General features: G+C 50.7%; 23 protein-coding genes, 1 pseudogene and 1 riboswitch. Of the genes and pseudogenes, 10 read left to right on the plus strand and 14 right to left on the minus strand.

Going from position 1 to position 25,882, the window contains the following annotated elements:
- Nucleotides 1-14 precede the first annotated feature (14 nt).
- Nucleotides 15-857: a nickel transporter permease gene (gene nikC / locus K331_RS0120490; protein WP_051289942.1), complete on the minus strand. Its 843-nt coding sequence runs from the start codon at nucleotides 855-857 to the stop codon at nucleotides 15-17.
- Nucleotides 858-1,796 (minus strand): nickel ABC transporter permease, encoded by a 939-nt coding sequence (gene nikB / locus K331_RS0120495; protein WP_028591742.1) that lies wholly within the window; start codon nucleotides 1,794-1,796, stop codon nucleotides 858-860. It lies immediately after the preceding gene.
- A gap of 240 nt (nucleotides 1,797-2,036) precedes the next feature.
- Nucleotides 2,037-2,228, minus strand: a riboswitch (cobalamin riboswitch).
- Between the two features lie 166 nt (nucleotides 2,229-2,394).
- Between nikB and K331_RS0120500 the strand changes: the two genes are divergently transcribed.
- The 4 genes from K331_RS0120500 (at nucleotide 2,395) to K331_RS30045 (ending at nucleotide 7,891) form a co-directional block, all read left to right on the plus strand.
- Nucleotides 2,395-3,294: a hypothetical protein gene (locus tag K331_RS0120500; protein ID WP_028591743.1), complete on the plus strand. Its 900-nt coding sequence runs from the start codon at nucleotides 2,395-2,397 to the stop codon at nucleotides 3,292-3,294.
- A 261-nt stretch (nucleotides 3,295-3,555) separates the two neighbouring features.
- Nucleotides 3,556-4,764, plus strand: a complete 1,209-nt coding sequence (locus K331_RS30040; RefSeq protein WP_036635433.1) for an ABC transporter substrate-binding protein — start codon at nucleotides 3,556-3,558, stop codon at nucleotides 4,762-4,764.
- Between the two features lie 17 nt (nucleotides 4,765-4,781).
- Nucleotides 4,782-6,623, plus strand: a complete 1,842-nt coding sequence (locus K331_RS0120510) for an ABC transporter permease (RefSeq protein ID WP_028591744.1) — start codon at nucleotides 4,782-4,784, stop codon at nucleotides 6,621-6,623.
- A gap of 2 nt (nucleotides 6,624-6,625) precedes the next feature.
- On the plus strand, nucleotides 6,626-7,891 hold the full coding sequence (locus K331_RS30045; RefSeq protein ID WP_084165525.1) for an ABC transporter ATP-binding protein: 1,266 nt from the start codon (nucleotides 6,626-6,628) through the stop codon (nucleotides 7,889-7,891).
- Here the strand turns inward: K331_RS30045 and K331_RS0120520 are convergent.
- Nucleotides 7,878-8,714 carry a MurR/RpiR family transcriptional regulator gene (locus K331_RS0120520; RefSeq protein ID WP_028591745.1) on the minus strand — a complete coding sequence of 279 codons (837 nt, stop codon included), beginning with the start codon at nucleotides 8,712-8,714 and terminating at the stop codon, nucleotides 7,878-7,880. The genes K331_RS30045 and K331_RS0120520 overlap by 14 nt on opposite strands.
- A 174-nt stretch (nucleotides 8,715-8,888) precedes the next feature.
- Here K331_RS0120520 and K331_RS0120525 point away from each other — a divergent pair, with 174 nt between their 5' ends.
- The 3 genes from K331_RS0120525 (at nucleotide 8,889) to K331_RS31110 (ending at nucleotide 11,585) form a co-directional block, all read left to right on the plus strand.
- Nucleotides 8,889-9,656: a PHP domain-containing protein gene (locus tag K331_RS0120525; RefSeq protein ID WP_226383652.1), complete on the plus strand. Its 768-nt coding sequence runs from the start codon at nucleotides 8,889-8,891 to the stop codon at nucleotides 9,654-9,656.
- Between the two features lie 2 nt (nucleotides 9,657-9,658).
- A complete protein-coding gene (locus tag K331_RS0120530) occupies nucleotides 9,659-10,552 on the plus strand; it encodes a Cof-type HAD-IIB family hydrolase (RefSeq protein WP_028591747.1) in 894 nt (297 codons plus the stop codon).
- 574 nt (nucleotides 10,553-11,126) lie between these two features.
- Entirely contained in the window at nucleotides 11,127-11,585 is a 459-nt protein-coding gene (locus K331_RS31110) for a hypothetical protein (RefSeq protein ID WP_051289944.1), read from the plus strand.
- A gap of 167 nt (nucleotides 11,586-11,752) precedes the next feature.
- Here K331_RS31110 and K331_RS31990 read toward each other — a convergent pair whose 3' ends face one another.
- From K331_RS31990 to K331_RS0120575, 8 genes and pseudogenes are all read right to left on the minus strand, one after another.
- Nucleotides 11,753-11,890 carry a hypothetical protein gene (locus K331_RS31990; RefSeq protein WP_156897690.1) on the minus strand — a complete coding sequence of 46 codons (138 nt, stop codon included), beginning with the start codon at nucleotides 11,888-11,890 and terminating at the stop codon, nucleotides 11,753-11,755.
- Nucleotides 11,883-12,074: pseudogene (gene tnpA, locus K331_RS31660) on the minus strand (IS200/IS605 family transposase); the annotation flags it as partial. The pseudogene tnpA and the gene K331_RS31990, both read right to left, overlap by 8 nt.
- Nucleotides 12,075-12,263: 189 nt before the next feature.
- Complete coding sequence (locus K331_RS0120550) at nucleotides 12,264-13,046, minus strand: Cof-type HAD-IIB family hydrolase (protein ID WP_028591748.1); 783 nt, start codon at nucleotides 13,044-13,046, stop codon at nucleotides 12,264-12,266.
- A 5-nt stretch (nucleotides 13,047-13,051) separates the two neighbouring features.
- On the minus strand, nucleotides 13,052-14,104 hold the full coding sequence (locus K331_RS0120555) for an ABC transporter ATP-binding protein (protein WP_028591749.1): 1,053 nt from the start codon (nucleotides 14,102-14,104) through the stop codon (nucleotides 13,052-13,054).
- A 287-nt stretch (nucleotides 14,105-14,391) separates the two neighbouring features.
- Nucleotides 14,392-16,170, minus strand: a complete 1,779-nt coding sequence (locus tag K331_RS0120560) for an ABC transporter permease (RefSeq protein WP_084165528.1) — start codon at nucleotides 16,168-16,170, stop codon at nucleotides 14,392-14,394.
- A 2-nt stretch (nucleotides 16,171-16,172) separates the two neighbouring features.
- A complete protein-coding gene (locus tag K331_RS0120565) occupies nucleotides 16,173-17,171 on the minus strand; it encodes an ABC transporter substrate-binding protein (protein ID WP_051289951.1) in 999 nt (332 codons plus the stop codon).
- 185 nt (nucleotides 17,172-17,356) lie between these two features.
- Nucleotides 17,357-18,244 (minus strand): HAD family hydrolase, encoded by an 888-nt coding sequence (locus tag K331_RS0120570; RefSeq protein ID WP_028591752.1) that lies wholly within the window; start codon nucleotides 18,242-18,244, stop codon nucleotides 17,357-17,359.
- Between the two features lie 21 nt (nucleotides 18,245-18,265).
- Nucleotides 18,266-19,000, minus strand: a complete 735-nt coding sequence (locus K331_RS0120575; RefSeq protein ID WP_028591753.1) for an MBL fold metallo-hydrolase — start codon at nucleotides 18,998-19,000, stop codon at nucleotides 18,266-18,268.
- Between the two features lie 333 nt (nucleotides 19,001-19,333).
- On the opposite strand from K331_RS0120575, the gene K331_RS30055 reads away from it, so the two are divergent.
- The 3 genes from K331_RS30055 to K331_RS31995 all read left to right on the plus strand — a co-directional run bounded on the left by K331_RS30055 (nucleotide 19,334) and on the right by K331_RS31995 (nucleotide 21,946).
- A complete protein-coding gene (locus K331_RS30055) occupies nucleotides 19,334-20,317 on the plus strand; it encodes a sugar-binding transcriptional regulator (protein ID WP_226383653.1) in 984 nt (327 codons plus the stop codon).
- Between the two features lie 314 nt (nucleotides 20,318-20,631).
- Nucleotides 20,632-21,417: a nucleotidyltransferase domain-containing protein gene (locus K331_RS0120585; RefSeq protein ID WP_028591754.1), complete on the plus strand. Its 786-nt coding sequence runs from the start codon at nucleotides 20,632-20,634 to the stop codon at nucleotides 21,415-21,417.
- 340 nt (nucleotides 21,418-21,757) lie between these two features.
- A complete protein-coding gene (locus K331_RS31995) occupies nucleotides 21,758-21,946 on the plus strand; it encodes a hypothetical protein (protein ID WP_156897691.1) in 189 nt (62 codons plus the stop codon).
- 146 nt (nucleotides 21,947-22,092) lie between these two features.
- Here K331_RS31995 and K331_RS0120590 read toward each other — a convergent pair whose 3' ends face one another.
- Genes K331_RS0120590 through K331_RS0120600 form a run of 3 tightly spaced genes read right to left on the minus strand, consistent with a single transcriptional unit; the run spans nucleotide 22,093 to nucleotide 25,720 of the window.
- Nucleotides 22,093-23,235, minus strand: coding sequence for a toxic anion resistance protein (locus K331_RS0120590; RefSeq protein ID WP_018885200.1), 1,143 nt, complete (start codon nucleotides 23,233-23,235; stop codon nucleotides 22,093-22,095).
- Nucleotides 23,236-23,272: 37 nt separating this feature from the next.
- Nucleotides 23,273-24,964, minus strand: coding sequence for a vWA domain-containing protein (locus K331_RS0120595; RefSeq protein ID WP_028591755.1), 1,692 nt, complete (start codon nucleotides 24,962-24,964; stop codon nucleotides 23,273-23,275).
- 12 nt (nucleotides 24,965-24,976) lie between these two features.
- The gene (locus K331_RS0120600) at nucleotides 24,977-25,720 is read right to left on the minus strand and encodes a hypothetical protein (protein WP_025679438.1); all 744 of its coding nucleotides are present in this window, start codon (nucleotides 25,718-25,720) and stop codon (nucleotides 24,977-24,979) included.
- Nucleotides 25,721-25,882 lie beyond the last annotated feature (162 nt).

The following is a 25,882-nucleotide window of genomic DNA, read 5'->3' on the forward strand; positions in this document are numbered from 1 at the left end:
TATCTCCTCCTTGTTTAGCGTCTATGTCTGGGGTCGAGTACATCACGCAAGCTATCTCCCAGCAGATTAAAGATCATCACGGTGCAAAAAATGGCAAGCCCCGGATACATCAGCAGCCAAGCAGCTGTCTGCATATATCTTCGTCCCTCGCTTAGGAGCGCCCCCCATTCCGGCTCTGGCGGCTGTGCACCGAGACCCAGGAAGGACAAGCCCGCGATGGACAGCAGCATACCACCGATATCCATCATCGCCATTACGACTAAAGGTGGCAGTACATTGGGCAGAATATATCTCAGCAGAATTCGGGCGGGACGTGCTCCACCGAGTGCAGCCGCCGTAACGTACTCCTTTTGCTTGTGCTGAAGTACCATACTTCGCACCATACGGGCATACTTGGCCCACCACACGACAGCCAGTGCCACTACGGTATGAAGCAGACCTGGACCAAGCATTCCCGCAACGGCAATGGCGAAGATAATGCCCGGAAAGGCCATAAGCGTGTCCGCAAGTCGCATAAGCACCGTATCCAGCCATTTGCCTGCATAACCTGCCAGGATACCTACCGTCATCCCGATTGCAGCTACCACTGTAACTAACACAAAGGTCATAAGTAGTGAGGTCCTTGCCCCATACAGCACCCGAGACAACACACAGCGTCCGAGTTGATCCGTTCCAAAGGGGTATTGCTTGTCTGGCGGCTGCAGCACCCTCGTGAAATCCGTGGCATAGGGATCATGTGGTGCCAGTAAAGGCGCGAGGATGGCGAGTAGCAGCCATAGACCAGCCACGCCTAACCAGACAGAGAATAGTCGATGCTGCATCCATAGCCGTATTAGCAGTTGTGTCAACATGCTCATCTAGACATCCTCCCCAAGTCTGAGGCGCGGATCTCTAACATGTGCCCAGATATCTACGAACAGATTAATCGCCACGTACATGACAGCCATCCAGACCACATAGCCTTGAATCAAGGGGTAATCGCGTGCAATAATCGCTTCCAGTGCCAATTGCCCCACACCCGGCCATACAAATACACTCTCAATAATCGCAGCGCCGCCCAGTAAAGCGCCCGTGGACATCCCAAGCAGCGTCATGATCGGAAGCAACGCATTCGGCAGAACATACCGCAGCATGACTGTCCTCTCCTGTATCCCACGGGCTCTGGCCCCAGTTACATAATCCTGAGACATCTCCTCCAGCAGCACTGTACGTATCTGTCTGCTATATTGCGCTATCAACGGTACGGCCAGCGTACAGGCCGGGAGGATCACACTGCGGACTCCTGTCCTGCCCACGACCGGGAGAATCTGCAGCTTGACTGCAAAGAGCAGCATGAGAAGTAATCCCAGCCAGAAGCTAGGCATCGACAGCCCTGCAAAAGAAAAGACCCGAATGAGATAGTCCTTCGCACGGTTAGGCTGCATCGCGGCTGTCATCCCAAGCGGAAATGAAATCAGCACCACCAGTAGTAGAGCAGCACCAGCCAGCTCTAACGTAGCAGGCATTCTGGACAGCAGAACGTCCGTCACTGGACGTCCATATGTATAGGACATGCCAAAATCACCAGTCAGCGCCCGCAGGACCCAGTAGCCATAGCGGGCAAGAAAAGGCTGATCCAGCCCCAGCTCTGTCCGCACCTGTGCGACTAGTTCCTCCGAAGGGGTGACTCCCGTAGACATCAGCATCAGCCTTGCAGGATCGCCCGGCGACAGATAAGTAAGCAGGAAGGTCAGGAAGGAAATCCCCAGCAGCACGCCGACCAGTTGGAGCAATCTTTGTACAATATATCGGCCCACGCCTTTCGCCGTCCTCTCCTGATATGAATAAGCAGCTAAAATAAGCAGTTCTGCAGTTCTGTTGGTCTGAAATACTGTATTACGAAGTAGGATGCATACTTTCATCCTCATGGAGCAGGCTACGCACATAGCAAAAAGAGCGACCTCTCCCGTGTAAAAAACGGAAAAAAGTCGCTCCAAATAGACAGATTTTCGGTGAAAATCGGACTCCTGTAACACCTTCCTATCTTCCGTAGGCATTGCTGTGTTGTTGAACGGGCAGGTCTCCTGGCTCCAGAATCATCGTCCATACAGCTACCTTCCCGGGGATCACCCAGTGGCATTTGCTGCGACTTCTCTGTTACAGTGGCGGGACCGCGCCGGTATTGCACCGGACTTCCCTTTTAAGCAACCATCCTTGTAGATGGAGCACCCAGTTCCATGTATGCAATTAACTCCTCCTAGTATAACGGGCGTACTTGGAATGGGCAAAGCTTTTCTACTTCTTCGTCTCGGGATCGTTTGCTTCTTCTTATTTGCTCCTTCCAAGATGAAGACAATGCCTAACTATGCTACACTAATAGCACGAGACAAGATCAGAAAGGGCGGAACCTGGAGTATGACTTACGCATTCAGAATCGAGCCTGAGCATTATATAAGCTTTACCAACGAAGATGAGCTACTGGAGCAGTGCAGAGCCTGGGGGCTGGTATCGGATAAGGCCACCAAGTTGAAGACCTTCTATTATAAAGGGAATGGACTGAACATCACCTGCGAGCTGGTAGGATATACCGATCACGTAACCGCAGTCATTCAGTTCGACAATGGAGAGAAGCATACGATCCATCCCTCCTATCTGAAGGAGATGCAGGCCGCCAGCTTCGGTGTCAAGAACACCGCGCTAAAGGGCGAGCAAGCCATGGAGACCGATCCTGTGTCCAAAGCATCCGTTCAGGACAAGAGCGCTGGAGACGACGTAGAGAGCGAATCCGGATTAACCATAGACGATCAGCCAGCCGATGCAGAAGGTGATTACAGCGACGAATTGAGCGTTGAGCAGGACCAAGACGCTGGACAAGCAGCAGACAGTCACGAGTATACAGGCTTTAAGGGAGATCCTGACGGACTCGTCGAGGAATATATTGCACCTGAGAGCAAGGCGGCATCTACGGCCCCGGCTCAGCCTAAGGCCAAGGGCGGAAAGGCAAAAGCACCCAAGCTGGAGCTGCCTGAGGGCAAGGTGAAAATGAGCGCTATCGTTAAAGAATTCACCACAGTTCCCAATCATTTCTCGGATAATGATGATGAGGTTATCATTTATGAGCAGGTAAGCATTCTGGAGCCGGAGCTGCTTGAGGTGGGCGAGGCTTGGTCCAGCCATAGTGCTACGATGAAGAAGCACGAGCTGGCGGAGGGAGATGTGCTTACCTTTGAGGCCAAGATCATTAAGAAGAAGCTGGCCAAGTACCCTGTGCCTTACAAGATCAACAACCCTTCCAAGATTGCCAAGAGTGAGTAGCCTGTTTCTCCAACCTTTCGGTGCGTAGGCCACTGAACAACAGTCATAGTAACGAGCCCAAAGACGGACCCTCAGCATAAGCGATGGGCTCGTCTTTTTTTGGTGCTGTATTTTTCTTCGCAAAACAACATTTTGTAATAAAACATTCAATTTATAATAAATGAAATAATTTTTACATCAATTAACGTTGCGATAATCCTCGTTTAATAAAAGCTTCCTATACTGAGGTCAACATCATAACTTAGGAGGCTTTAATATTTCATGAAAAAGAATCTCCGCCTGACAGGCATAACCTGTACGCTCATTCTTTCGCTTGCTCTGACTGCATGTGGAGCATCTACCTCCCAGACGGCATCTCCTTCTGCTTCGCCATCCGGAGCAGATGCGCCAGCTGCAGCCAATAGCTGGCTGGAGCAAGCTGGATTGGATCTGACAGAGACCACTGAGAAGCTATATGAAAAAGCCAAGCTGGAAGGCAAGGTAACGGTCTATTCGCAATCCAGCCGCATTAAGGATGTCAAAGCAAGCTTCGAAGCGGAGTACCCTGGCATTGAGGTTGAGGCCTACGATATGTCCACCAACGAAATGATCGAAAAGCTGGTTCGTGAGCAGCAGGCAGGCCTGTATAACGCAGACGTCGTGTTTATCAAGGACGCTGGAGGCACGGTGTCGCAGGAGCTCGTAGCTGAAGGTGCACTGCACGCCTACATGCCTGAAGACATTGTCAGCAAGCTGGCCCCTGGCTTCGAATCCTCCCCTGGATTGCCATTCTACTTCTCGACGCGAACTATTTTCTATAACACCGAGGTATATGATCAGGCGCCTGTCAACAACTGGTGGGATCTGACCGATGAGCGCTGGAGAGGTAAGGTTGTCGTTGATGATCCGATGCTCTCGGCGGATACGATGGATCTGCTCGTAACTATGGTTGCGAACAGCGACGACATGGCGGCGGCCTACAAGGAAAAATACGGCGAGGAAATTGTGCTGGACGGCACCGAAAATGCCGGGTACGAATTCATCAAGCGTCTGCTTGCGAATGATCCTGTATTCGTCAAATCCAGCGATGACGTAGTAACAGCAGTCGGTACGCCAGGCCAACAGGACCCTCCATTGGGCGTATCCACGTCAAGCAAATCACGCAACATCGTCGACAAAGGCTTCAAGATGCAGTTTATTTATGACACCGCTCCTAAAATGTCGGTAGCAGGCACGTCTTACCTGTACGTTGCTGATCAGGCAAGCCACACAAGCGCAGCCAAGCTGCTGATTCGCTGGATGGCCGGGGAAGCAGACGGCAAGGCTGAGGGCTTCCGTCCTTATAACGTGCTCGGCTCATGGTCTACCCGGACGGACATTAACCTGACTGAGCAGCGTCCGACCAGTGAGCTTAATCTGTGGGAATATGACGGTGAGTTCCTATATCAAAATACACAGAAGGTCATCGATTTCATACTGGCCAATCAATAGCAGGGATGGTGTAAAAGGTGTCAGTATCCAATAGAGGGGCTCAGTCCCCTCGTTCTTTTCTTCGCATGCAGCGCCTGTTTAATCGTGTAAAGAGTTATGTGACAAGCCCGTTGTATCTCATTACGGGCTTGTCGCTCGTCTTTCTCGCCTATACGGTGGTATTGCCCCTGTGGGAAATCGTGCTGCACAGCCTGCAGTGGACAGCTAACGATGCCCGCCGTGTCAGTGAAGCCGTTCCGGGAGCATTCACTCTGTACCATTGGATGCGGGTGCTCAGCAGCGATATCAGTCAGTCTCTGTTATACAAGCCGTTACTGAACTCGATAAACATCAGCGTATGGGTATCCTTGCTGTCTATGGTAATTGGCGGCGTGCTCGCTTGGCTGACTACCAAGACCAATCTACCCTTCAAGAAGACGCTCGTATTCCTGGCGATCATTCCGTATATGCTTCCATCCTGGATTACGTCCTTTGCCTGGATTTCAATCTTCAAGAATGATCGCATTGGCGGAAGCCAGGGAATCGTTCAAATGCTGCTAGGTGTCAGCCCACCTGACTGGGTTTCTTACGGTTTTTTGCCGATTGTCATCTGTCTAAGCCTTAATTATTTTTCGTTTTTCTTTTTGCTCATTTCGGTCACACTCTCGTCAATCAACAGCAGTCTGGAGGAAACGGCAAGTCTGCTTGGGGCCAGCCGCATGACGGTACTGCGCAAGATCACCTTTCCTCTGGTCATGCCAGCCATTCTGTCGGCCTTTATTCTGACCTTCTCCAAGGCGCTTGGTTCCTTCGGTGTTCCAGCATTTTTGGGACTGCCGATCAAATATTACACAATCTCCACGATGCTGCACGGGAGCATGCAGAACCGGATGGTTTCGGAATCATACATTCTGAGCCTGATTTTGCTGTTGGTGTGTGCGTCTACCATTTATATGAATCAAAAAATGATCGGTCGCCGCAAAAGCTATGCCACTGTAGGCGGCAAGGATTCGCGCAAATTCCTGTTTGACTTGGGACGCTGGAGAATACCGGTTGCCATGCTGGTAATGTGCTTTATGTTCATCATCGCCATATTGCCCATGCTGGTTCTGGTCTTGCAGTCCTTCATGCTGGCAGACGGTGATTTTAGCTGGAGCAACTTTACCCTCCACTTCTGGACAGGTGAATCGAACCCACGGATTGCATCGGGAGAGGTGGGCGTGCTGGTCAATGATGGTATCGTTCAGGCGCTACGTAATTCCCTGCACATTGCGCTCGTAGCAGCTGGCGTCGCAAGCGTAATCGGTCTGTTGTTCGGCTACATTATCGCCAAGCGACGCAATTCGCTATCCGCTAAGCTGATCGAGCAAGTATCGTTCCTGCCTTATCTGATCCCTGGTATTGCGCTATCAGCCATCTATCTGTCCATGTTCGCCCAGCCTACGTTACTGCTGCCCGCGCTGTACGGGACGATGACTCTCATCATCCTCATCTCGATCGTCAATGAATTGCCGTTCGCAACACGGTCGGGTGCCAGCACGATGTACCAGATCGGCGGGGAACTGGAGGAAGCGGCCCAGATGCAGGGAGCCAGCTGGTTCAAGCGGTTCACCAAAATATTGCTGCCCTTGTGCCGCAAAGGATTATTCGGCAGCTTCATGCTACTGTTCATCAGCGTGATGAAGGAGCTTGATCTCATTATTTTGCTGGTAACGCCGCAGACGGGTACGCTCACTACGCTGATCTACAAATACGCTGAGCAAGGCTTTCAACAATATGCCAATGCCATCATGATCATTATTGTAATCATCATTTTAATTATGTACTTTTTGGCGAGCAAATTCGGCAAAGCGGACCTCACCAAAGGAATTGGAGGATAACGATGAATTTGATTGAGCTAAAGCAAATTAATAAGCATTTTGCAGGCCAGCCCATCTTGAAGGATATTGATCTTGTGGTGGAGGAAGGAGACTTCATGACCTTCCTCGGACCGTCGGGTTGCGGTAAAACAACGACCCTTCGCGTCATCGCCGGACTAGAGAATCCGGAGCGGGGAGTGGTTCGGATTGGCGGTGCCACGGTCGCGGATGGAGACAAGCTGGAGTTCGTCCCTCCCGCCAAGCGCGGGCTTAATCTTGTCTTTCAAAACTATGCGCTCTGGCCTCACATGACTGTCATGGATAATGTTGCATTTGGTCTCGTAATGAAGAAAATGCCCAAGGCGGAGATTCGCCAAAAGGTGGAGGCTACGCTCGAAAAGCTGCACATCCTCCCCTATAAGGATCGCTATCCATCTGAGCTATCAGGCGGACAGCAGCAGCGGGTGGCAATTGCCCGGGCCATCGTGACGGAGCCGCGCATTCTGCTGCTGGATGAGCCGCTGTCCAATCTGGACGCCAAGCTCAGAGTAGAAATGCGCTCAGAATTGAAGCGACTGCACCGCGAGCTGAATACTACCGTTATTTATGTCACGCATGATCAAGCGGAGGCACTCACATTGTCAACCAAAGTAGCCGTGTTCTTCGAAGGGAGATTGCTGCAGGTGGATACGCCGCGCAACCTGTATCGTCGTCCGCAGCATCTGCGCATCGCCGATTTCATCGGCAATCCCAAGATCAATTTCTTATCCGCAAGGTATGCGAAGGCTACAGATGCTGAGGGCTACGCCTGTATCGAATCTCCGCTTGGACAACTGTGGCTGGATGGTCTAATCCCCGAAGGCTTAGGAGAGATTACATTGGCACTGCGGCCTGAGGATCTAGTCATTTCCCGTGAGCCGGTCAAGGATGCCACACCATTTCAGGTCTATTCTGTGCTGCCAGCAGGCTCGGAAACGCTCATTCAGCTACAAAGCGGGGATACGCAGTTGCTTGTCAAGGAGATTGGCGAGAGTGAATATCCGCTCGATTCCACGGTATGGGTGCATATTGATCGGCAGAAGGTGCTGGCCTATGACAATCAGAGCGGTGAGCTGCTATCACCGGAGCCTTCGGCAGGTGAATCCACACCTAAGCCCCTGTCCGATGTCACACCAAAGCATGGTACTCCTGCATATGCAGCAGCCCCCTCCCTGATCGAGCCGCCCCCTGCTTCAGGCTCTGCCCAGAACAAAGACGGGTTGACGAGCACCACAGCTATTTCGGAATAAGCGAAGCGTACTGCTTACGCAATTGATTTAGATAGTTGAGCTTGGGGATGATGTTCTCCTTCTCAGCTTGTCCTACGCCGACAATCAAGCTTTCCACCAGCACCGTCGGGGCCACCATGGAGTGGAAATCGCTCAGCTTGCCGCGATAGGTGTACAGGACAATATCCGCTTCGTTGAGCATGTCTGATACCATGAAATCGGTAATAAATACGGTTTTGTAACCCACCTGCTTGCCGATCTGCATAATGGCTTTGGTCTCAGGAAGGATGTTGGAGAATCCGAATACAACGACTACGTCCGCAGGCTGCAAATGCATCAGCGATTCGTACATTTCGTGTCCGCCCATCCCCATGTTGATGATATGCATCCCATAGCGCTTCAGTCGGAAGGAGAGCAGCTCGCCAAGACCTTGCGAAGGGCCAGGCGCGTACACATAGATGCGCTGCGCTTCGCGCAAGGCGGCGATTGCCCTGTGGAAGTCGGGGCGGGAGAGCGCATCTGCCGTTTCGGTGAGATACTGGACGCCCAGCTTCAGCATTTGACCGGGCAGGTCTTCTCCATCCACCTTGTTAATCAGGTTCTGGATTTTGTATGCAGGCGTAATGTCGGGATTATCGGCCAGCATCTGCTTGAATTCCTTGAAGTTCTTGTAGCCGATCACTCGCCAAAAGCGGGAGATCGAGGCGATGCTGACACGGACCTGATCCGCCATCTCCTGTTCGGTTAAATAAGCGATACGGTTCGTGTTCTTTTCGATAAAATTGGCAATTTTCTTCTGATTTTTGGACAGCTTGTCCAGATCCCAATCGAAGTGTTGATTCACAAGTGCTGTCTCCTTTTGGCATGCCGAATACCTCCGGCAAAGTGGTGTTCTTATTATACTGCAACAGCGCACATAGTGAAAATAATTTTACATTGTAAACGTTTTGTAAATTATTATTAAGTAATATAATGAGCTATTACATGTAGCCAAACTCATACAACAAGGAGCTATACAATGATGAAGATCGATTTCCATATCCATGTTAAATTATCTAAAAAGGTCTCATTCTCCCCCGAATATTTTCAAGCCATGATCTCCGAGGCCAGACAGGAAGGGCTGCAGGCCATCACGATGACTGAGCATTTCAACACGCTCCGCTTTAACGATATCTATGATGAGCTAGACCGAAGCTATCCTTACCGCAATCATTATTATGACGTCGATGGCTTTAAGGTATTTCCTGGCATGGAGGTCGATGTGGCAGAGGGCGGACATATTCTCGTGATAGGCCCGCGGGAATCCATTCGGTCGATACACGCAAAATTGACAGGGCACATGACTGACGACTCTTTTATTACCTTTGATCGTCTTATGACGATGTGCTCGGAGCATGAAATGCTGATTATCGGTGCCCACCCCTTCCGTTCCAGCAATTCGCTGCAGCTCTTAAGTCAGCAACAGCTGAGCCAGTTGGATGCGGTCGATCTCAATGCCAAGGACCTGCGCACCTATGGAGTGGAAGCCATGCATTCGCAGATGAGAGAATATGCTGCTCAGGCAGCATTGCCGCTGGTAGGTGGAAGCGATACGCACCATCCCCTGCAGGTAGGCAGTATTGTCAATACACTTGGACGCGCCTGCGACACCATCGCCGATCTGAAGCGTTGCATCAAGGAAGGCGACTATTCGGTAGTCATCTCGCCATGCCTGCCGATCAAGGTACGGGCGGCAGATGACATCAAGCAGCTGCTGCAGGCAGATCTGCTGCGCCAGAGTGTATGAGGATGGGAGCTCATGCACAGGCTGGACTGAGCGTAACAATGAAGGCGGCACACACCGTCATTATTAGCGATCTGGACGGAACCCTGTTAGATAGCAGGCAGCAAATTAGCACAACGAATGCGGCAGCGATTACCCGCTTCCGGCAGGCTGGTGGCCTGTTCGTGATCGCTACTGGCCGTCCTTGGCAGTCGGCGCTGCCGTATGCGCGCGAGCTTGGGCTTGAGCAGCCACTGATCGTATGCAACGGTGCCCAGTTGTATTGTCCGAACCGCAATACCGTGCTGCGTACGAAGCGGCTGTCTCTGCAGCCAGAGCTAAGTGCCTGGTTGTACGAGCTGCAGGTGCAAGACAACCAGCTTGGGCTGCTGCTGTGCACAGGCGATCAGATGCTGACTCCATGCCGCAATGAGTTGATCGTGCAGCATGATCGCAAGGACAGCTTGCAGAGCATCCCCACTAGTCTTGCCCAATGGCAGGAGGCCGCTCAGGAAGCAGTCAAATTGCTGGCGGTAGCACAGACGCCAGCAGCCGCACGTTGGTTGAAGCAGCAACTGAGTGAGCGGATGCCTGGCTGCACGGTTGTATTCTCTGAGACGAATTATTTGGAATTACTGCCCGAAGGCTGCTCCAAGGGAACGGCACTGGTTCGATTGGCAACGCTGATGGACTGGCAGCACAAGCATCTGATCGCTATCGGCGACCAAATGAACGACGCTGAACTGCTGCAGACAGCGGATCTCGGCATCGCCACCGGGAATGCAGCACCAGCACTGCAACTCCTAGCGGATGCCGTCACTGTGTCGCATGAGCAGCATGCGCTGGCCCAGATCATCTCCGAATGGCTTGATACAGAGCCACTGGAGTCACAGGGCTTTACGATGGGAATGGAACGTTAGTTCTATTCCCACGACCAAAACAGCAACGAGAGAGGAGCTTCTCTTTCGGTTGCTGGATATACACCTGCAAAAGACGCTTTCAAGTCCACGCCCCCGCTCGTATAGAGGGGCATTGGTAACGAGAGCGTCTTTCTGCATTGTGTCGCTATGCTGCTAGCTGCGATACTAGCTGTGATATAAACCATGATACAATGGATAAGTATACTCAGACTTAGCACACCCATTTTGGCAATACAGTTTCCGGGCCTTTTCGCTCATTTTAGTTTAATGATTGATCTAATACGGTGGCATTTAGAATACACAGTATAGCCACATTTCTTCTTCGGACCAAACATTTCCCAGCAGCATCAGTAAAAATCATAAGACATTACATTCATTGTGTTATTGCTATAAAGTAATACGCTTAATTACATCACCTATATCCGAATGACCGGGCCGAAAGCAAGTCCCAGACAGCAGATTTTCACATTGATTTTAATGCTGTTATTAGCGATAATTGCTTCTACAGCAAGATGAACAGTTCTCTCTACATTTTATTGAAAACTTATCATTCTACAAAAGGTGGTTGGAATACTTGAGCGAACAGATTTTAACCCAAATTTTAGAGCAACTGAAAACCTTAAACATCAGAGTGGACAGTATGGACTCGCGCTTGGATGGTATAGATTCACGACTTGATGGTATGGACTCACGCTTCGATGGTATAGATTCACGATTGGATGGTATGGATTCACGTTTCGATGGTATGGATTCACGACTGGACGGTGTGGATTCACGTTTCGACCGTATAGACACACGCTTGGATAGCCTGGAAACTGATATCTCTGAGATCAAAAACCACACCAAGGATATACCCGCCATCAAGCAAGCTGTGCTGGAAACTTTGGACCTATCGAAGCAAAATAAATCTTCATTGCACAGCTTTGAACGAAAGGTATCCTCCGAACTGACTACGCACGGACACAGTATAGATATTCTGAATCGTCGCCAGTTAAAGCTTGAGGCTGATCTGGAAAGTTTAAAGAATCGCTAGTCTCCAAGCTCAGAGGCATCCGGCTGCTTCTCCCTGGTCATGACTTCAAGAGCCAGCTTAGTGCCGTGGCTCAATAGACTCGTAAGCATTGTCCCACACTTAATGCCAAAGACGCCTCTTCACCCAGCGCATGCCTGGAATCTGAGGCGTCTTTATTGCGTAGGCTGCTACTCAGCCCCGTCCTTTTTCTTCAGTAGCTTATTACTAGGAATGCCTACCGTAATGATTTCGTATGGTTTTACATTCATGAACCAGCCGCAGTCAGTGGAAGCAAACGATGCATGGTCAGGCATGATTGTGGACATGATCGGGCATCATGTGACCCTCTATAATCTCTACTCCTTTGTACTTACACAAACGTTTGAAGATTTCGATTAAATCTCTTCTCACTTGATTATAGACTTCTTTCCGTCTATACTTCGGGGTGAACACAATATGGTATTTGCACATCCACTTTGTGTGAGCTAGGCTGTAGCTCTTGGTTGCCATTGATGACCATTCCTCTCTTTTGAGCCTGAACATCTCAATTTTATTGGAATGGTCATGGTGGTCAAACCCTCAAACCCTCAATCCCTCCACCCGCATAGCGGGTGGTTTTTTGTTTCGCGCGCTTCACCAGTCGAAGTGAGTTTCATACGTTTTATCACATCAATTTTATGATTTCTAAGTGTTGCCTATTTAAATCAACCCCGCCCATTGCAGCCCACGCCAGATCCCATCCTGATGGGCCTCGGCTGTCACATGTGCTGCCAGGCTCTTGACAGACTCCGGCGCATTCCCCATGGCGATCCCGCAGCCAACGTAGCTGAACATCTCCATATCGTTGTAGTTATCACCGAAGGCAATTGTATCCTCAGGACGGAAGCCTGTCTTGGCCATCAGTCTTTCGATACCGGCGGCCTTGGAGCCCTCTGCTGGAAGCACATCCATAGAATAGCTATGCCAGCGGACAAAATGCAGCTTATTGAAGCGGCTACGATAAACCTCCTCCTGCTCCTGCGTGCAGAATAGCATCGTCTGGTAGATTGCTCTTCCTTCATAAAATAACGGATCACATGCAGGATGCTCCACCCGCAGCGAGCTCATGCACTGCTCCACATATGGATGATACGGCTGACTACAGCTCATCCGCTCCGCATCCAGATGAACGAGTGGATGATTGCGCCCAGCAGCGAATGTCGCCAGTTCACGAAGCAGCTCTGTAGCATGTGGATTCGTGTAGATTACTTCTCCCTCATGCACGACATATTGCCCATTGAAGCCTACATAAGAGCTAAGACCTAGCTCCAATCTGAGCTGCTCCAGCATGAACGGGGATCGTCCGGTAGCCAGCGCGACGGTATGGCCAGCAGCCTGTAATGCTGCTACAGCTGTCTTCGCCGTGGAGGGGACTTGGTGATTGTGGTCCAGCAATGTACCGTCAATATCGAATAAAATGAGTTTATCTGCTCTTTTCCCCACTGCGCTCACACTCCCAGCAGCACAGAACTATTAGCCAGGCTCAGACTCACTCTGTCATGAAGCCGGAAAGCCAGTGGCGAAATGACCTCCCATTGATGCTCATCACAGCGAATATCATAATGGAATTCCTTGCCCTGGAACTGTACATTGACGATCTCACCTGGGATTCCGTCCTCACCGCCTGCGCGCAGCAGGAATTGATCGGGACGCACCGGGTACAGGTCGTGCTGCTTGAAGTATCCAGCGACCTCTGTCCCATCCCATGCCGTATTAGAGCTTCCTTGCGGGATGAAGCTGTTGCCACTCCAGCGACCTTCGATCAGATTGGATTTGGACACGAATCTGGCGACAAATTCAGTCTCGGGGCGTAAATAAATATCCTGCGGAGTCCCCGCCTGCTCGATCCGACCATCCTTCATCACGACAATCCGATCTGCCATCGCCAAGGCTTCTCCCTGATCATGGGTGACATAGACGATCGCCGATCCAGTACTACGGTGCACCTGCTGAATCTCACGACGCATATCCATTCGGAGCATCGCATCCAGACTGCTTAAAGGTTCATCCATTAGCAGCAAGGATGGCTCCGAAGCCAAGGCCCGTGCAATCGCTACCCGCTGCTTCTGTCCGCCAGACAGCTCATGTGGCACTCGCTCTGCCAGGTGCGATAATCCGGTCAATTCCAGCACCTGTCGAATGCGCTGCTCCTCTTGGCCGCGAATATGTGCAGGTGTGTCCTTACGGGTACGGATAGGAAAACGAATATGCTCTGTCACATTCATATGCGGCCAGAGGGCGAAGGATTGAAATACCATGCCGATTCGGCGTTTTTCCGGGGGAAGCAACCGATCTACTCCTGCAACCATACGTCCGTCCATGTGTACCTCGCCACTGCTCGGCTGCTCGAAGCCAGCGAGAATACGCAGCAGCGTCGTTTTACCACAGCCCGAGGGCCCCAATATCGCTACGAACTCCCCTTTCTCAATCGTTAAGTTGATACTATGCAAGGCCTGAAAGGAGCCAAATGCTTTGCTCACCTGCCTGATCTCGATGCTCATGCCACCACTCCCGTCTTATTTCCTTACCTATATATACTTAGCTCCGGTATCCAGCCCTACATATCCAGTCTTCTATACTTAACTCTGTACATTTAGTCCTCTATAGTTAACTCTGTACATTTAGTCTCCTATACTTAGCTCCAGATAATAGCTCTGTAAATTTAGCTTCACGGCCCTGTATTTGCTGACCTCTATCCTTGCTATGCCGTTCTTGTATAGCATCTTGTACGCACATCTTTGCATACCTACTTTTGCATTCTACCTTAGCATTCCTACCTTATACCTGTTCACGCTTTGTAGCCTCGACGCGCCGCCCAGCGCTGAGCCAGCAGCATGCATGCTCCACCTATCGCAATCAGGGCCACGATGAGACTGGACAATGCCGTCGAATAGAGCGTATCTCCCGCCTGCTCGAAGCCGAAGATCGTAACGCCAATCGTCTGCGAACCAGACGAATATAGCAGTGCCGATACCGTCAGCTCGGTCAGTGCCGTCAGGAACACCAGCATCCCTCCCGTGAGAATGCCTGGCAATAGTAGCGGTAGCAGAATAGCCGTCCACTTGCGCCATGCTCCCGCTCCCGAGATGCGGGCAGCCTCCTCCATAGACACATCCAGCTGCAGGAACGAAGTGACTCCTGAGCGAACCTGCAGGATCAGGAAGCGGCAAATATAAGCAATGAACAAGATGGTCATTGAGCCGTAAATACCGGGGTTCCAGCCAGGAATAGGCTCCATCCACACCAGAATCATGGACAGTGCAAACACGATGCCCGGTAGTGTATAAGGAACAGCCATTGCCAGCTCAGCAGCCTTATTGAAGGCAGTCGGTCTACGAACCCGCATATAGGCAAAGGCGCAGCCAATCACAAGACATACCACCATCGTCACGGCAGACAGCACGAGGCTATTCTGAATCGCCTGCCAGACCCGCTGATTCTCCAGTAAAATGTATCGATAATTATCCAGAGTGAAGTTCTCCGCCGTCAGACCCAGACCGTAGGCTCTCTTGAGCGACATAGAGATCATCGACGATAGCGGCACTACGGTAATGAATAGCAGGAAGCCCCACAATATGAAGGATAACGGCTTGCTCATTCTGCCCAGCGTATAGCGTGGCGTAAGATCTGGCTGGATGGTGTCTGACGCATGGCTCTTGCGCAATAGCAGCCATTGCAGCAGACTCCCCAGCACCGCTGCCAGACCCAGCAGTACAGACAGCGAAGCTCCCCGCGCAAAAGCTGTCGGGCCAAAACCAATAATCTCTTCATAGATCAAAGTGCTCAGGACCGAAATATTGACCGGGCTCCCCAGAAAAGCGGGGATACCAAAATTGTCGAGTGAGGCCAGAAACACCAGCAATCCGCCTGCAGTCAATCCTGGCAAGGCCAGTGGCAGGGTAATTCGGCGCAGCGTATTCAGTCTGGTTGCTCCGCCTGCTCTTGCGGCCCACTCCAGATCGCGCGGAATCTTACGGAAGACATCTACCGTGAACAGATACACCAAAGGAAAATGATGGATGCCCATCACGAAAATAATCCCGCCCATGCTGTACATGCTCCACGGCGCAAGATCAGAATGAATCCCTTGCAGCAGCTTGGCTATCCAGCCTTGGGGCCCCATGAAGGAGGACCAGGACAGAGTCAACACATACGATGGCAAAATAAAACACAGCAGGATCGCCATATGCAGCGGTCCCTTATGCCGAATATCCGTATAAGCTACGATCCATGCAAATGCGGCTCCCAGCACCACGGATAATACCGTGGAGCCCAGCACGATTACAGCTGTATTGCGCATCGTCGTCCAGAATCGGTCCTGCTGTAACAAGTTCATATAATGAGCCAGCGTCCAGCCCTGCTCTCCCTGAAAGCTCAGCAGAATCAGCTTCAAAATCGGGTACACGAACAAGATCAATACTGCGATGGCTCCCAGCAGCGTAAGTATTCGTTTGTTGCTAAATAACGCCAATAGCACAGAAAAGGGCGTGCGCCCTTTTCTGGAGATTGTCAGTGATCGCTCACCAGATTGTGTTCTGTCTGTCCATACCGGCTCCATTTGCTCCATGCTTACTCTCCAAATACCTTGATGAACTGCTGCTTGTCTGCCTCACGCTCATCAGTCAGCTGTACCAGATCTGCAGACAGCATCGTCATCTCTTCAATGCTTCTCAGCCCCTCTGGAGGTGCTACACCTTTGCGAATCGGAGCGTACCCAATCTCAGCAGACAGCTTCTGTCCTTCTTCAGACAATACGAAGTCTACAAATGCCTGAGCGGCAGGTACGTTGGCTGCATCCTTCATAATACCGATTGGCTCTGTAATCACTGGCACGCCTTCTTTAGGATAGGTCAGCTCTACAGGGGAACCCTTGGACTTCTCACGGGCAACCATATAATCTACTACAAGTCCATAGGACTTCTCGCCACTGGCGACAGCCTTCATGACGGCCCCATTACCTTTAATGACGGACATACCGTTATCCTTCAGCTGCTGCAGGAAGTCCCATCCGTAGCCATCAGTACGACTGAATACCCCGATGTTGTAAGCGGCAGCTCCCGAGTACAGCGGGCTTGGCATGATGCTGGCATCCTTGCTATCGGCAGCGACCAAAGCCTGCCACGAATCCGGTGCAGTCGTTACCTTCTGGGTGTTGGTAGCCAGTACGGTCGCCATGACCTTCGTTCCAGCATACATGCCGTCCGGGTCTACCAGTGCTGCTGGAATCTCGCTCAGCTCAGGGGACTTATAGGACAACAACAGGTCATCCTTCTTGAGGCTCTCAAAAGTAACCGAATCCGCAAGCAGCAAGACGTCTGCCTGAATCTTGCCAGCTTGGCGCTCAGCCTGAAGCTTGGCCGTAACCTCCTCCGTTCCAGAGCGGAAGATATTCACTTTCACGTTAGGGTATTGTGCATTGAAGGCATCTGCCAGCTTGCCGGCATCCTCCTCAGGCTGAGAGGTGTAGAATGACAGATTGCCAGAGATTTCGTTAGCAGCACCATTGCCGCTGTCACTTGGCTGAGAAGCGGTCGGTCCTTGAGAAGCGCAGCCGCTAAAGATCAACATACCTGCAAGCAGCGGAAGAATTGCTGTTTTTTTGAATGGAATCACAAATAATCTCTCCTTTGGTGTGTATAGCTTCTACTATATAGATTGAACTGAAGATGTTGAGAGTTCGGGTCCGTGCAACTGCGGTGAACATGTGGTCCTCCGGCCACTGTTGTCTCCAGATTTCTTCCATGTAATCTCCCTCAGCTCTCTGAGGCAGCAGTTAACCCGGAGTGCAGCAGATAGCCATGAATGGCTTGTGCAACTCCGTCTTCACGGTTCGTCCCAGTAACAACTGCAGCCCGTTCCTTCACATGCAGCTCAGCATTCCCCATCGCGATGCCAAGTCCTGCCCATTGCAGCATGTCCAGATCATTGTCATAATCCCCGGCTGCAGCAACGAGCTCTCGCCTAATATCATACTGAGCACACAATCTCTCCAGAGCCCCTCGCTTCGTGACTCCCGCGGCGTTGACATCAAAGCGCAGAGTCCCGGTTCGAGATAGCTCGTAAGAGCCTTGACGCTCCAGCTCCTCATAGAGCTGTTCACGACTGGCATGATCCGGGCAGATGACTGCAGCCTTGTAGAATACCGGATGACGATCCTGCACGAACGAGCGAAAATCCCCGCCAACATCCTCTACCTGAATCAGCATCGTCTGATCACGGTAATTGGCTTCATTCAGCTCACGGTGGGGCCGAACGACCACATTATTCAGCGGCCAGCGCCGATTCATATCATTTAATTCGCGAACATACAGCACATTGTAGCCATAGAAGTGCACATAAGCGCCAGCTTCCTCAATCCGCTCCAGTAAGGACAGCACCTGCTCATACAAGAGAGGTGCTCCCTCCAATAACTCCCCCGTTGTGGCGTCCAGTGTTACTGCACCATTGAGAGCAACCAGCGGAAAGTTCATGCCTACCTCTCTCGCATGCAGCCATACCGAGGCCGGGAAGCGCCCAGAGGCGATGGTGACGAGCACATCCTCCTGCATGAGTCTACGTATGGCAGCCATCGTGTGTGGTGTAATCATTTTGTCAGGATTCAGCAGTGTGCCGTCCATATCCAGTGCCAACAACTTGTACATCCTGTGTCTCCTTCCTCCTCGTTAGATCGTGTACAGCCGCAGTGGCTCCGGGATATCAACAGGACCCTGGAATACCCGCCTTGCTTCCTGACGCATGAGCTCCAGGTTACCATCACTCGGCAGATGAACAAGCACAAGCTGCTTGACATTAGCCATACCTGCGATCGTGCCTGCCTGTAACGCATTCATGTGTCCTTGCCCCGAGGTATGTACACTACCCTCACAGATCGTCGCCTCGCACAGGAAAATATCCGCGTCCCGCGCCAGCTCAATCAATGAATCACAGTACGAGGTATCGCCGGAATAGACCAGCACCTTGCCACCATAGGTAATGCGGATGGCGTAGCACATAATGGTGTGCTCCACCGGGACGAATTCAATCTCCGCGCCAGCCAGCCTGATCTTCACGAACGGATCAATGGCATGCACCTCCGTATGCTCCCCGTAGAGACTCTGGTGCATGCTTACAGGCTCACTCGGTGCAAAGAGCTTCAGTTGATGCTGCATCCGGGCATTGCGTATAGCGCCAGCCGCCGCATACTGCAGCACTCCGAGGTCTGCCATATGATCATGGTGGAGGTGCGATAAAATAACGCCAGATAAATCCTCTACCTTCACTTCGGCAGGAAGCTTGCTCATGACACCACTCCCGCAATCCAGCAGAATGTGCCCTTCATCCGTTGTAACCAAATATCCGGCAGTAGCTCCTCCAGCAGAGGGGTATCCGCCCCAATAGCCCAATATCTTCACCTTCATGTTGTCACCTCTTGCTTCTGCTCCCCTTACATGGCTCCTACTCCCAATAGAAGATATGTCGATCAACTACTATGGCGAAACTGAGAAGCCTGTGTGCTGATTGCATCTGTTATTTTGTTCGCGACATCTGTTCTCGTCTTTTACATTTGTTCCGAACGATTACAATTGTAATTACCCTCTGTTATTGTTGTGTCATGCGTTTGTCAATTTTACGTAAACGTCAGCTGGTAAATGGAGGGCAGCTTGACTCGCTGTCGACAGCCAATTTATAGTGGGGGTTGTACTTGAGAAATAAATCAGGAAGTTGAATAATTTTTAAAAGGCGGACTATATGTGAATATAGAAGAACGCAAGAACATGGTGAAGGTATGCAAGCTCTACTATTACGAAGCATGGACGCAAGAGAAGATTGCTGCACAATTTGGGGTATCCAGACCCGTCATCTCTAAAATGCTGCAGCGAGCGCGAGATGAAGGAATTGTCGAGATTGTCATTCATGATGACGATCATGAAGTATCCAAGCTGGAAAAGGATATGGAGCAGCTCTTTGGTCTACAGCAAGTGCTGGTCGTCCCGACGAAGGACCTGAACAAGGAGCTGGTGTCCAGCGCAGTCGGCAAGGCCGCCGCCCAATTCGTACTGAAGCTGATTCGCAACGGTGACAGGGTAGGCGTCTCATGGGGCAATACGCTTTACTATATGGTCAGAGAATTCCCGCTGGAGAAGAAAGAGAACGTCAAATTCATCCCGCTGGTCGGCGGTACGGGTAGCGCACGCAATGAGATGCATTCCAATCAGATCGCCTATGAGCTATCCAAGAGACTCGGTGTTACCTGTGATACGCTTTATGCCCCTGCGGTAGTCGAGACGGAGCAATTGAAGGAGCAGATCGTTCAGCTACCTAACATCGCATCGGTACTTCAAGAAGGAGAGCATATCGATCTGGCCCTGGTCGGGATCGGCAATCCCTACTCCATGTCCACGATGGAGAGATCCGGCTATCTGAATGAGCAGGTGCTGGTGGAGCTACAAGCGATGGATGTCGTTGCCGACATTAACTCACGCTTCATCACCCGTAGCGGTGAGATTAGTGAGCATCCCATTAACGAAAAAGTCATCGGGCTTGGGCTTGAGCAACTGAAGCAGACGAAGACTGTCGTAGGCATGGCCTTCGGCTTGCACAAGATTGACTGCATCGTGGCAGCCCTGAAGGGGCGCTATATTAACATGCTGATTACCGATGAGGCCACTGCCGATCACATCGTCAAAGCCGAGCAGTATGTAGCTTCCCGCACAGCTAGCCATCGGCGAAAATAATACAATCAAGAGGCTCACTCCAATGCGGAAGGTACATCTGAACAAGCTATAGCAATTACAATCATATAGACTTTCAAGTAGTGGCTCGTACCTTGATCGAATCTGATCTCAGGTTGAATGCTCTGGATATCTCACTCATATTTGATTCGGTCAAGGTATTCGTCAACGACATACGGTTCAAGGCTTCGCGTTCCTTTCATCGCTGGCTCCATTTAGTGTAAGCGCTACAATTTCGACATAAATTTAGCCACATTCATCCATAACACATGGAGTATTGCGACTAATTATATGAATATTAGAGGGGTGTATTACCGATGTATCTGCATCATCAGGAAGCCATTACAGTCATTACAAACAAGCTCAAGACACGAGAGGACGTGCTTGGAATTATTGTTGGGGGCTCGGTAGCCCATGGCTATGCCAAGGAGGACTCCGATATTGACCTGATGCTCGTCGTGTCAGACGAGGATTTCCGTGCTCGACTCGACAGTGGGGATGTCAGCTATTACGAGAAGGAAGCTACTCCTTATGAAGGGGGATATGTAGATGGTAAGTACACATCCATCTCTTACATCCGCCAGGTCGCAGAATCCGGCAGTGAGCCCGCACGCTTCGCGTATCGTGACGCCATCGTGACCTATAGTGAGGTAGACGGATTGGAGGAGCTGGTTGCAGCAGCCTCCCAATACCCGAAGGCACGCAAGGAAGAGATGATCGAGAAATTCTATGCTCAATTCGAAGGCTGGAAGTGGCTGTATTATGAAGGGGCCAAGCGTAATGAGACCTACCTGATGGAATACGCCATCCCGCAGTTCGTGCTGTTCGCAGGAAGATTGATATTGGCCCATAATGAAGTGGTGTACCCTTATCATAAATGGTTCATGACGGTGCTGGGCGAAGCAATCGATAAGCCAGAGGGACTGATTGAGCAAATGGACGCTGTCCTGAAAACCAAATCCCCAGAGCATGTAGAGCAGCTATTCGACAATGTGAATCAATTCCGTACATGGCCAAAGAATGAGAAGGGCTGGCATGTGCGCTTCATGCTGGATAGCGAGCTGAACTGGCTAAGCGGGTATGTTCCGATCGCGGATGCATGAGCCATCCTAGTACCTTGACCAGATTAAATGTGTGTATAGTGCCGAGCCGCTGCAAGCGGAGAGCCCTGTCAAGCATGGTTCAACTCGTTGTCTTGGGATTAAGCTTGATTAGCTGATGAACAGCAAGCTTATCCATCATGATCTTCTAGATAAAGAGGCTGTCTCATAAGTATACTCGCGGAGACAGGCCCTCTGTCTTCTCAAAAGCTAGGCTTGATTTCGGTTTCGTCCACAAAGTACTGTTCCAAGGAAACGTATTTTTCGTCAGCCAGAAACTGAAACACGGCGGTAAATACGCATTCGGGAACGCTCTTCATCCGCTGGGAACGGAAGGGGTGGAATGTACAAAGAAACCTCTCCTTTGAAATGGTTGGTCGCACTTCCATTTACCAAAAGTGATGTTTCTTTTTTTGTGGTTTTAAAAGATGGAGGACTGGTTTCCCGCTTAAACAGTGGAGAGGACGGACGGATTGTGGAAAAGCGGCAGCGGTCGCCTTTGTCCCCGGATTTTCACCGCTTAGGAGAATAATTAAAATCTGGGGACAACAGCGATTGTAACAACGGTCCGTTCACGGAGCGTCCACCCAAAAAGCCTATGTATTTCCTACGTAAAAACAAGGCTGACCCAAGCAGCCATTTCATGGCCTTTGGGACAGCCTCTTCTGTTCCCGTACACTACAGTCCTAGCTTCTGCCCCTTCTCCAGTCGTCTAATCTGCTGCTCACCCGTGTCTGCCAGCTCACGGAACTGATCAATGGTCTGGCGCATGCGTGGCAGTGCTTCTTGCTTGTAGGCACTGATCGAATCCAGCGCATCAAGCACATCACTGAACGACTGCTTCATCGTATCTACGGAAATACTGGTCTCCAGTGCCTGCTTCTGAATATCCGCTCCCTGATTCTTGAGCAGTCGTGAGGTGCCGGCAATCAGATCATTGGTCGTCTGGTTCAACAGCTCAATTTTCTTAAGCACAATCTTCTGATTGTAGAGAGCACTTGCTACTGTGACAGCAATCTTCAAGGCGGATACGGTAACGTTCTTGGCGCGATCGACACCACGAATCAGCTCTTTGTTATTGCGAATGACCACTTCAATAGCCATAATCCCCTGCTGGTTCACGACCAGCATCTGCTGCAGATCCATCACGCGCTGCCGGAGAGGGAATAATACTTCCTCGGTGATGAAGCGGATCTTCTCCGGGTCCTCATCGCGCAGCTTAGCCGCCTCCACCTGCGTAGCAATGGATTCATCCATCAGCATGCCCAGCTGTATTTCCTTGTGTAATTTCTTCGTCAGCTCACGCAGATTATGCTGCTCGATCTCCAGGGTCGTATTGTCATTTTTCAGTGTGGCTCGGCCCTTGTTCAGCGAGTTCACAATATCCCCGATCACCGAGTCGGCCCGTTCGAACTTCAGGAAATACGCCCGCAGCGGATTGAACAGCTTGCCAAGCAGCCCTTTTTTGGCAAAATCAACGATACTCGGGTCCAGATCCTTGAGCTGGATATGCAGCTCAGCCAAGTCCTTCGCCACCTGTCCTCCCTCATCTCCCGTCTTGGAGAGATGGCCGACAGAGACCTGAAGCAGTGCATTTTTCTCCGAGGAGGATCTCATGGTATTGAGACCAAAGCTGTCGATGGATTTCATAATCTCCCGGCGCTTATCGAGCGAATCCATATCCAGTGTCATGATCATCTCTACATTGGAATTGGCTACGGCCTGAAGCTCAGCTACCTCAGCCGGGACAGGCTTCGTCTCTTCTTCAATCACCGCTTGAATCTCTTGTTCACTTGGGATTTCCATAGAAAATGATGACATATTAATTCCCCCTTATCACGTATGAGCTCACTTCTATCTACATCTGCACGTTGAATAGATTGCTGATCTTGTAGACAACGTCGTCAGTATCTGCGTTAATGCTTGCAGCCTCATTGATACTGGAGATGCTCTCCAAGGCATCAAGATCTGCATTGTAGCCAATCGTATAGATTGGGACCTTGTAAGCCTCAATCAGCTCCCTAATCTCCTTCAAGGAGTGACCTTCATTCGTCTCCCCATCACTGAGCACGAAGAGCAGCGGCTTGACATTCGGATTAACGGCCATATAGTCCTCCAGCATTTTCAAGCCGACGACAACGCCGTCGAAGGTTGCTGTCCCGCCTCCTGCGGAGAGGCTTTCCACTGAGCCTGCGAACATAGACTGCTGGTTCGTGTCATATTTGGCCAGCGGTAATTGGATCGTAACAGCACTCGAATAGGAGACGAGGCCAATGCTGTTGTCCGCACCCAAATTCTTCTGTCCTTGAATGAGCGACTTCTTCAGCTTGTTCAAAGGCTCCCCGTTCATACTCCCGGAGACGTCTGTCACAAATACTGCCGCAATCGGCCGTGCGCTGTTCTTCTTCTCCTTCCATACCTTCTGGGCTGCCAGTAGCGTACCGCCATCCACCTGATCGGAAGGAGAAGCATAATCAGACTTCCCGTTGAATCCTGATTTCTGAGCGGAGGTCTGATACTTCTCCTGCTTCACGAATTCGCTGAATCGGCGAAGAATATCAAGCTTCTGCTGTGGCAGTTCTCCCAAAGCATAGAGCGGGCTGTCATGCCGAACGCCGAAGGGGGTGAACACGTACCCACCCTGTAGTTCGGGTGTATTTACGAAGGTCTGGTACTCCAGCACAAAAGCATCCAGACGTCCCGACTGAGCGGCTCCTCGCATCTGCAGCGTAGTCGAAGCTGTGAAGGGTACATTGGCCTGGAACTGCTCAAAGCGCTTCACGGCCTCCGGTCCGAGCGGATTGGCTCCATCGAAGGACTTCAGGGCTGTAATGAGAAAATTAAGTCCCGTCGAGCTCGCGAACGGGTCTGTATAGCCCATAGCCAGCTCGTTTTTGTTGATGGCTTCAATAACGGTCTGTACATTGACCTCACCATATGTACTTTTCAGACTGTCATATTTATTTTTGGAGATGACAATGCCAGGAACATTACCTACTAGACGCTTGCTAATCAGCTCGGTTTTGACATTGCTGGCCTTGACCATCTCCCCCCACAGCTCACTTGAAGGCGTGAATCCACCAGGGATATACTTGCCTGACTTAATGTAATCGGTTGCTGTTCCTGATGCGATATTGCGAATTTTTACGGATACAGGCTTCCCGTTCACCATAATCTTGGACTTGTTGAAATCATTGGCTACGCCAACAAGCCAGCCATCTACACCTGTGCCGGATTTCTCGGTCGAGGAGAAGATCTCAACATACTGCGGCGTGGTATTCTCAACGGTCACTTCGAACTTGGAGATATCCGGTAAGGAATCTGCCAGATTCACCGGGTCCAGATCAATCTGTCCCTTGATGGGCTCTGCGGTAGTCGGAGCAATGCTGGTGTACATTTTGTTCAGCTTGCGCGAGGCCTGCTCCATATTGAGCTGCGCACCTGATTTTCCACTCAAGCTGTTGAAGAATGATAGCCCCGTGTACACCAGTCCGAACACCAATACCAGTAATAGACCGGATACGAGGAAGAACTTGCTGCGCTTGGTCATGCGTAACCCTCCTTAATCTCTGTACAATTTGGTCTGCTTGATTAATAGATCAATTTCCTTCATGCAAGGCATCTGTTCGATATCCCCCTCCTCGAAGCTATCCAGGCGTGAGATTTCGAGCATAAGCTGATCAAGCTTGAGCAGGATTTCTTCATTGGTATTCAGGGAGGTTTTGAGATAGGTTAGATAATCGTTGTAGACCTTGTTCTTCTTTTGCATCATTTCGGGGGTAAGGCCTTTGGGTTTGCTCGTGAGCATATTGCCATATTCAGCCTTGTCGAACACGTGAAGGCGATTGAGAATGCTTCTTACGTTCAGATATAACAGCTTCTCGACCTCCTGGGAGACCGAAGCAAACTTCTTGAAGCTCATTTCTCCCGGATCGAAGCGGTGATTCAGTACATTCAGGAAAGCCTCCCGCTTCTTCTTCATCCGCTCTAGCTGTGAGATGACGAGTGTGACATCCTCCTCCAGCACCTTGATGCCCTTGTAGTAGCCCAGTGCCTGAAGATAATCCTCATGCTTCTCGATGTTCTTGACAGGCAATACTGCGGGTGGCTTGAAAAAAGTCATATAGCTGGCATATAGCAGCACCAAAATATTGGCAAGTATCCATGTGATCGTAAAAGCAATTCCGAGTGCGCTTGTTCTAGCTCCGAGATCAATCCAGCCAGGAATGAACAAAAGTATATTCAAGAACACAACAATAAGGATGAGTCCCAATAGATTTATGTATTTATTAGAGCTTAATCTCATCCGGCTTCCTCCCTTCCCACGTCCAAGGCACAGTACATACAAATATACTCATTTGCATTGCAGGACGTTACCTAACGGCATGCATTACAGCATGCATTCATCTTCTCATTGTACTATAAAGCTTTTCTGCAAAGTGGAATTCACTGGATATTAGAGGATCAA

The organism is Paenibacillus massiliensis subsp. panacisoli DSM 21345 (assembly GCF_000426545.1).
Classification (GTDB): Bacteria; Bacillota; Bacilli; order Paenibacillales; family Paenibacillaceae; genus Paenibacillus; species Paenibacillus panacisoli.

What these genes read in the sequence shown, in the direction of transcription:
- K331_RS0120555 (WP_028591749.1), bottom strand. Translation starts at nt 14,104, where the DNA reads ATGAGCATCGAGATCAGGCAGGTGAGCAAAGCATTTGGCTCCTTTCAG.
- nikC (WP_051289942.1), bottom strand. Translation starts at nt 857, where the DNA reads ATGAGCATGTTGACACAACTGCTAATACGGCTATGGATGCAGCATCGA.
- K331_RS0120600 (WP_025679438.1), bottom strand. Translation starts at nt 25,720, where the DNA reads ATGAGATTAAGCTCTAATAAATACATAAATCTATTGGGACTCATCCTT.
- K331_RS0120590 (WP_018885200.1), bottom strand. Translation starts at nt 23,235, where the DNA reads ATGTCATCATTTTCTATGGAAATCCCAAGTGAACAAGAGATTCAAGCG.
- K331_RS0120575 (WP_028591753.1), bottom strand. Translation starts at nt 19,000, where the DNA reads ATGAAGGTGAAGATATTGGGCTATTGGGGCGGATACCCCTCTGCTGGA.
- K331_RS0120595 (WP_028591755.1), bottom strand. Translation starts at nt 24,964, where the DNA reads ATGACCAAGCGCAGCAAGTTCTTCCTCGTATCCGGTCTATTACTGGTA.
- K331_RS0120570 (WP_028591752.1), bottom strand. Translation starts at nt 18,244, where the DNA reads ATGTACAAGTTGTTGGCACTGGATATGGACGGCACACTGCTGAATCCT.
- K331_RS0120565 (WP_051289951.1), bottom strand. Translation starts at nt 17,171, where the DNA reads ATGTTGATCTTTAGCGGCTGCGCTTCTCAAGGACCGACCGCTTCTCAG.
- K331_RS31990 (WP_156897690.1), bottom strand. Translation starts at nt 11,890, where the DNA reads ATGTCCACAATCATGCCTGACCATGCATCGTTTGCTTCCACTGACTGC.
- K331_RS0120530 (WP_028591747.1), top strand. Translation starts at nt 9,659, where the DNA reads ATGGGAGCTCATGCACAGGCTGGACTGAGCGTAACAATGAAGGCGGCA.
- K331_RS31995 (WP_156897691.1), top strand. Translation starts at nt 21,758, where the DNA reads ATGTACAAAGAAACCTCTCCTTTGAAATGGTTGGTCGCACTTCCATTT.
- K331_RS30045 (WP_084165525.1), top strand. Translation starts at nt 6,626, where the DNA reads ATGAATTTGATTGAGCTAAAGCAAATTAATAAGCATTTTGCAGGCCAG.
- K331_RS30040 (WP_036635433.1), top strand. Translation starts at nt 3,556, where the DNA reads ATGAAAAAGAATCTCCGCCTGACAGGCATAACCTGTACGCTCATTCTT.
- K331_RS0120500 (WP_028591743.1), top strand. Translation starts at nt 2,395, where the DNA reads ATGACTTACGCATTCAGAATCGAGCCTGAGCATTATATAAGCTTTACC.
- K331_RS0120585 (WP_028591754.1), top strand. Translation starts at nt 20,632, where the DNA reads ATGTATCTGCATCATCAGGAAGCCATTACAGTCATTACAAACAAGCTC.
- K331_RS0120525 (WP_226383652.1), top strand. Translation starts at nt 8,889, where the DNA reads ATGATGAAGATCGATTTCCATATCCATGTTAAATTATCTAAAAAGGTC.
- K331_RS0120560 (WP_084165528.1), bottom strand. Translation starts at nt 16,170, where the DNA reads ATGGAGCAAATGGAGCCGGTATGGACAGACAGAACACAATCTGGTGAG.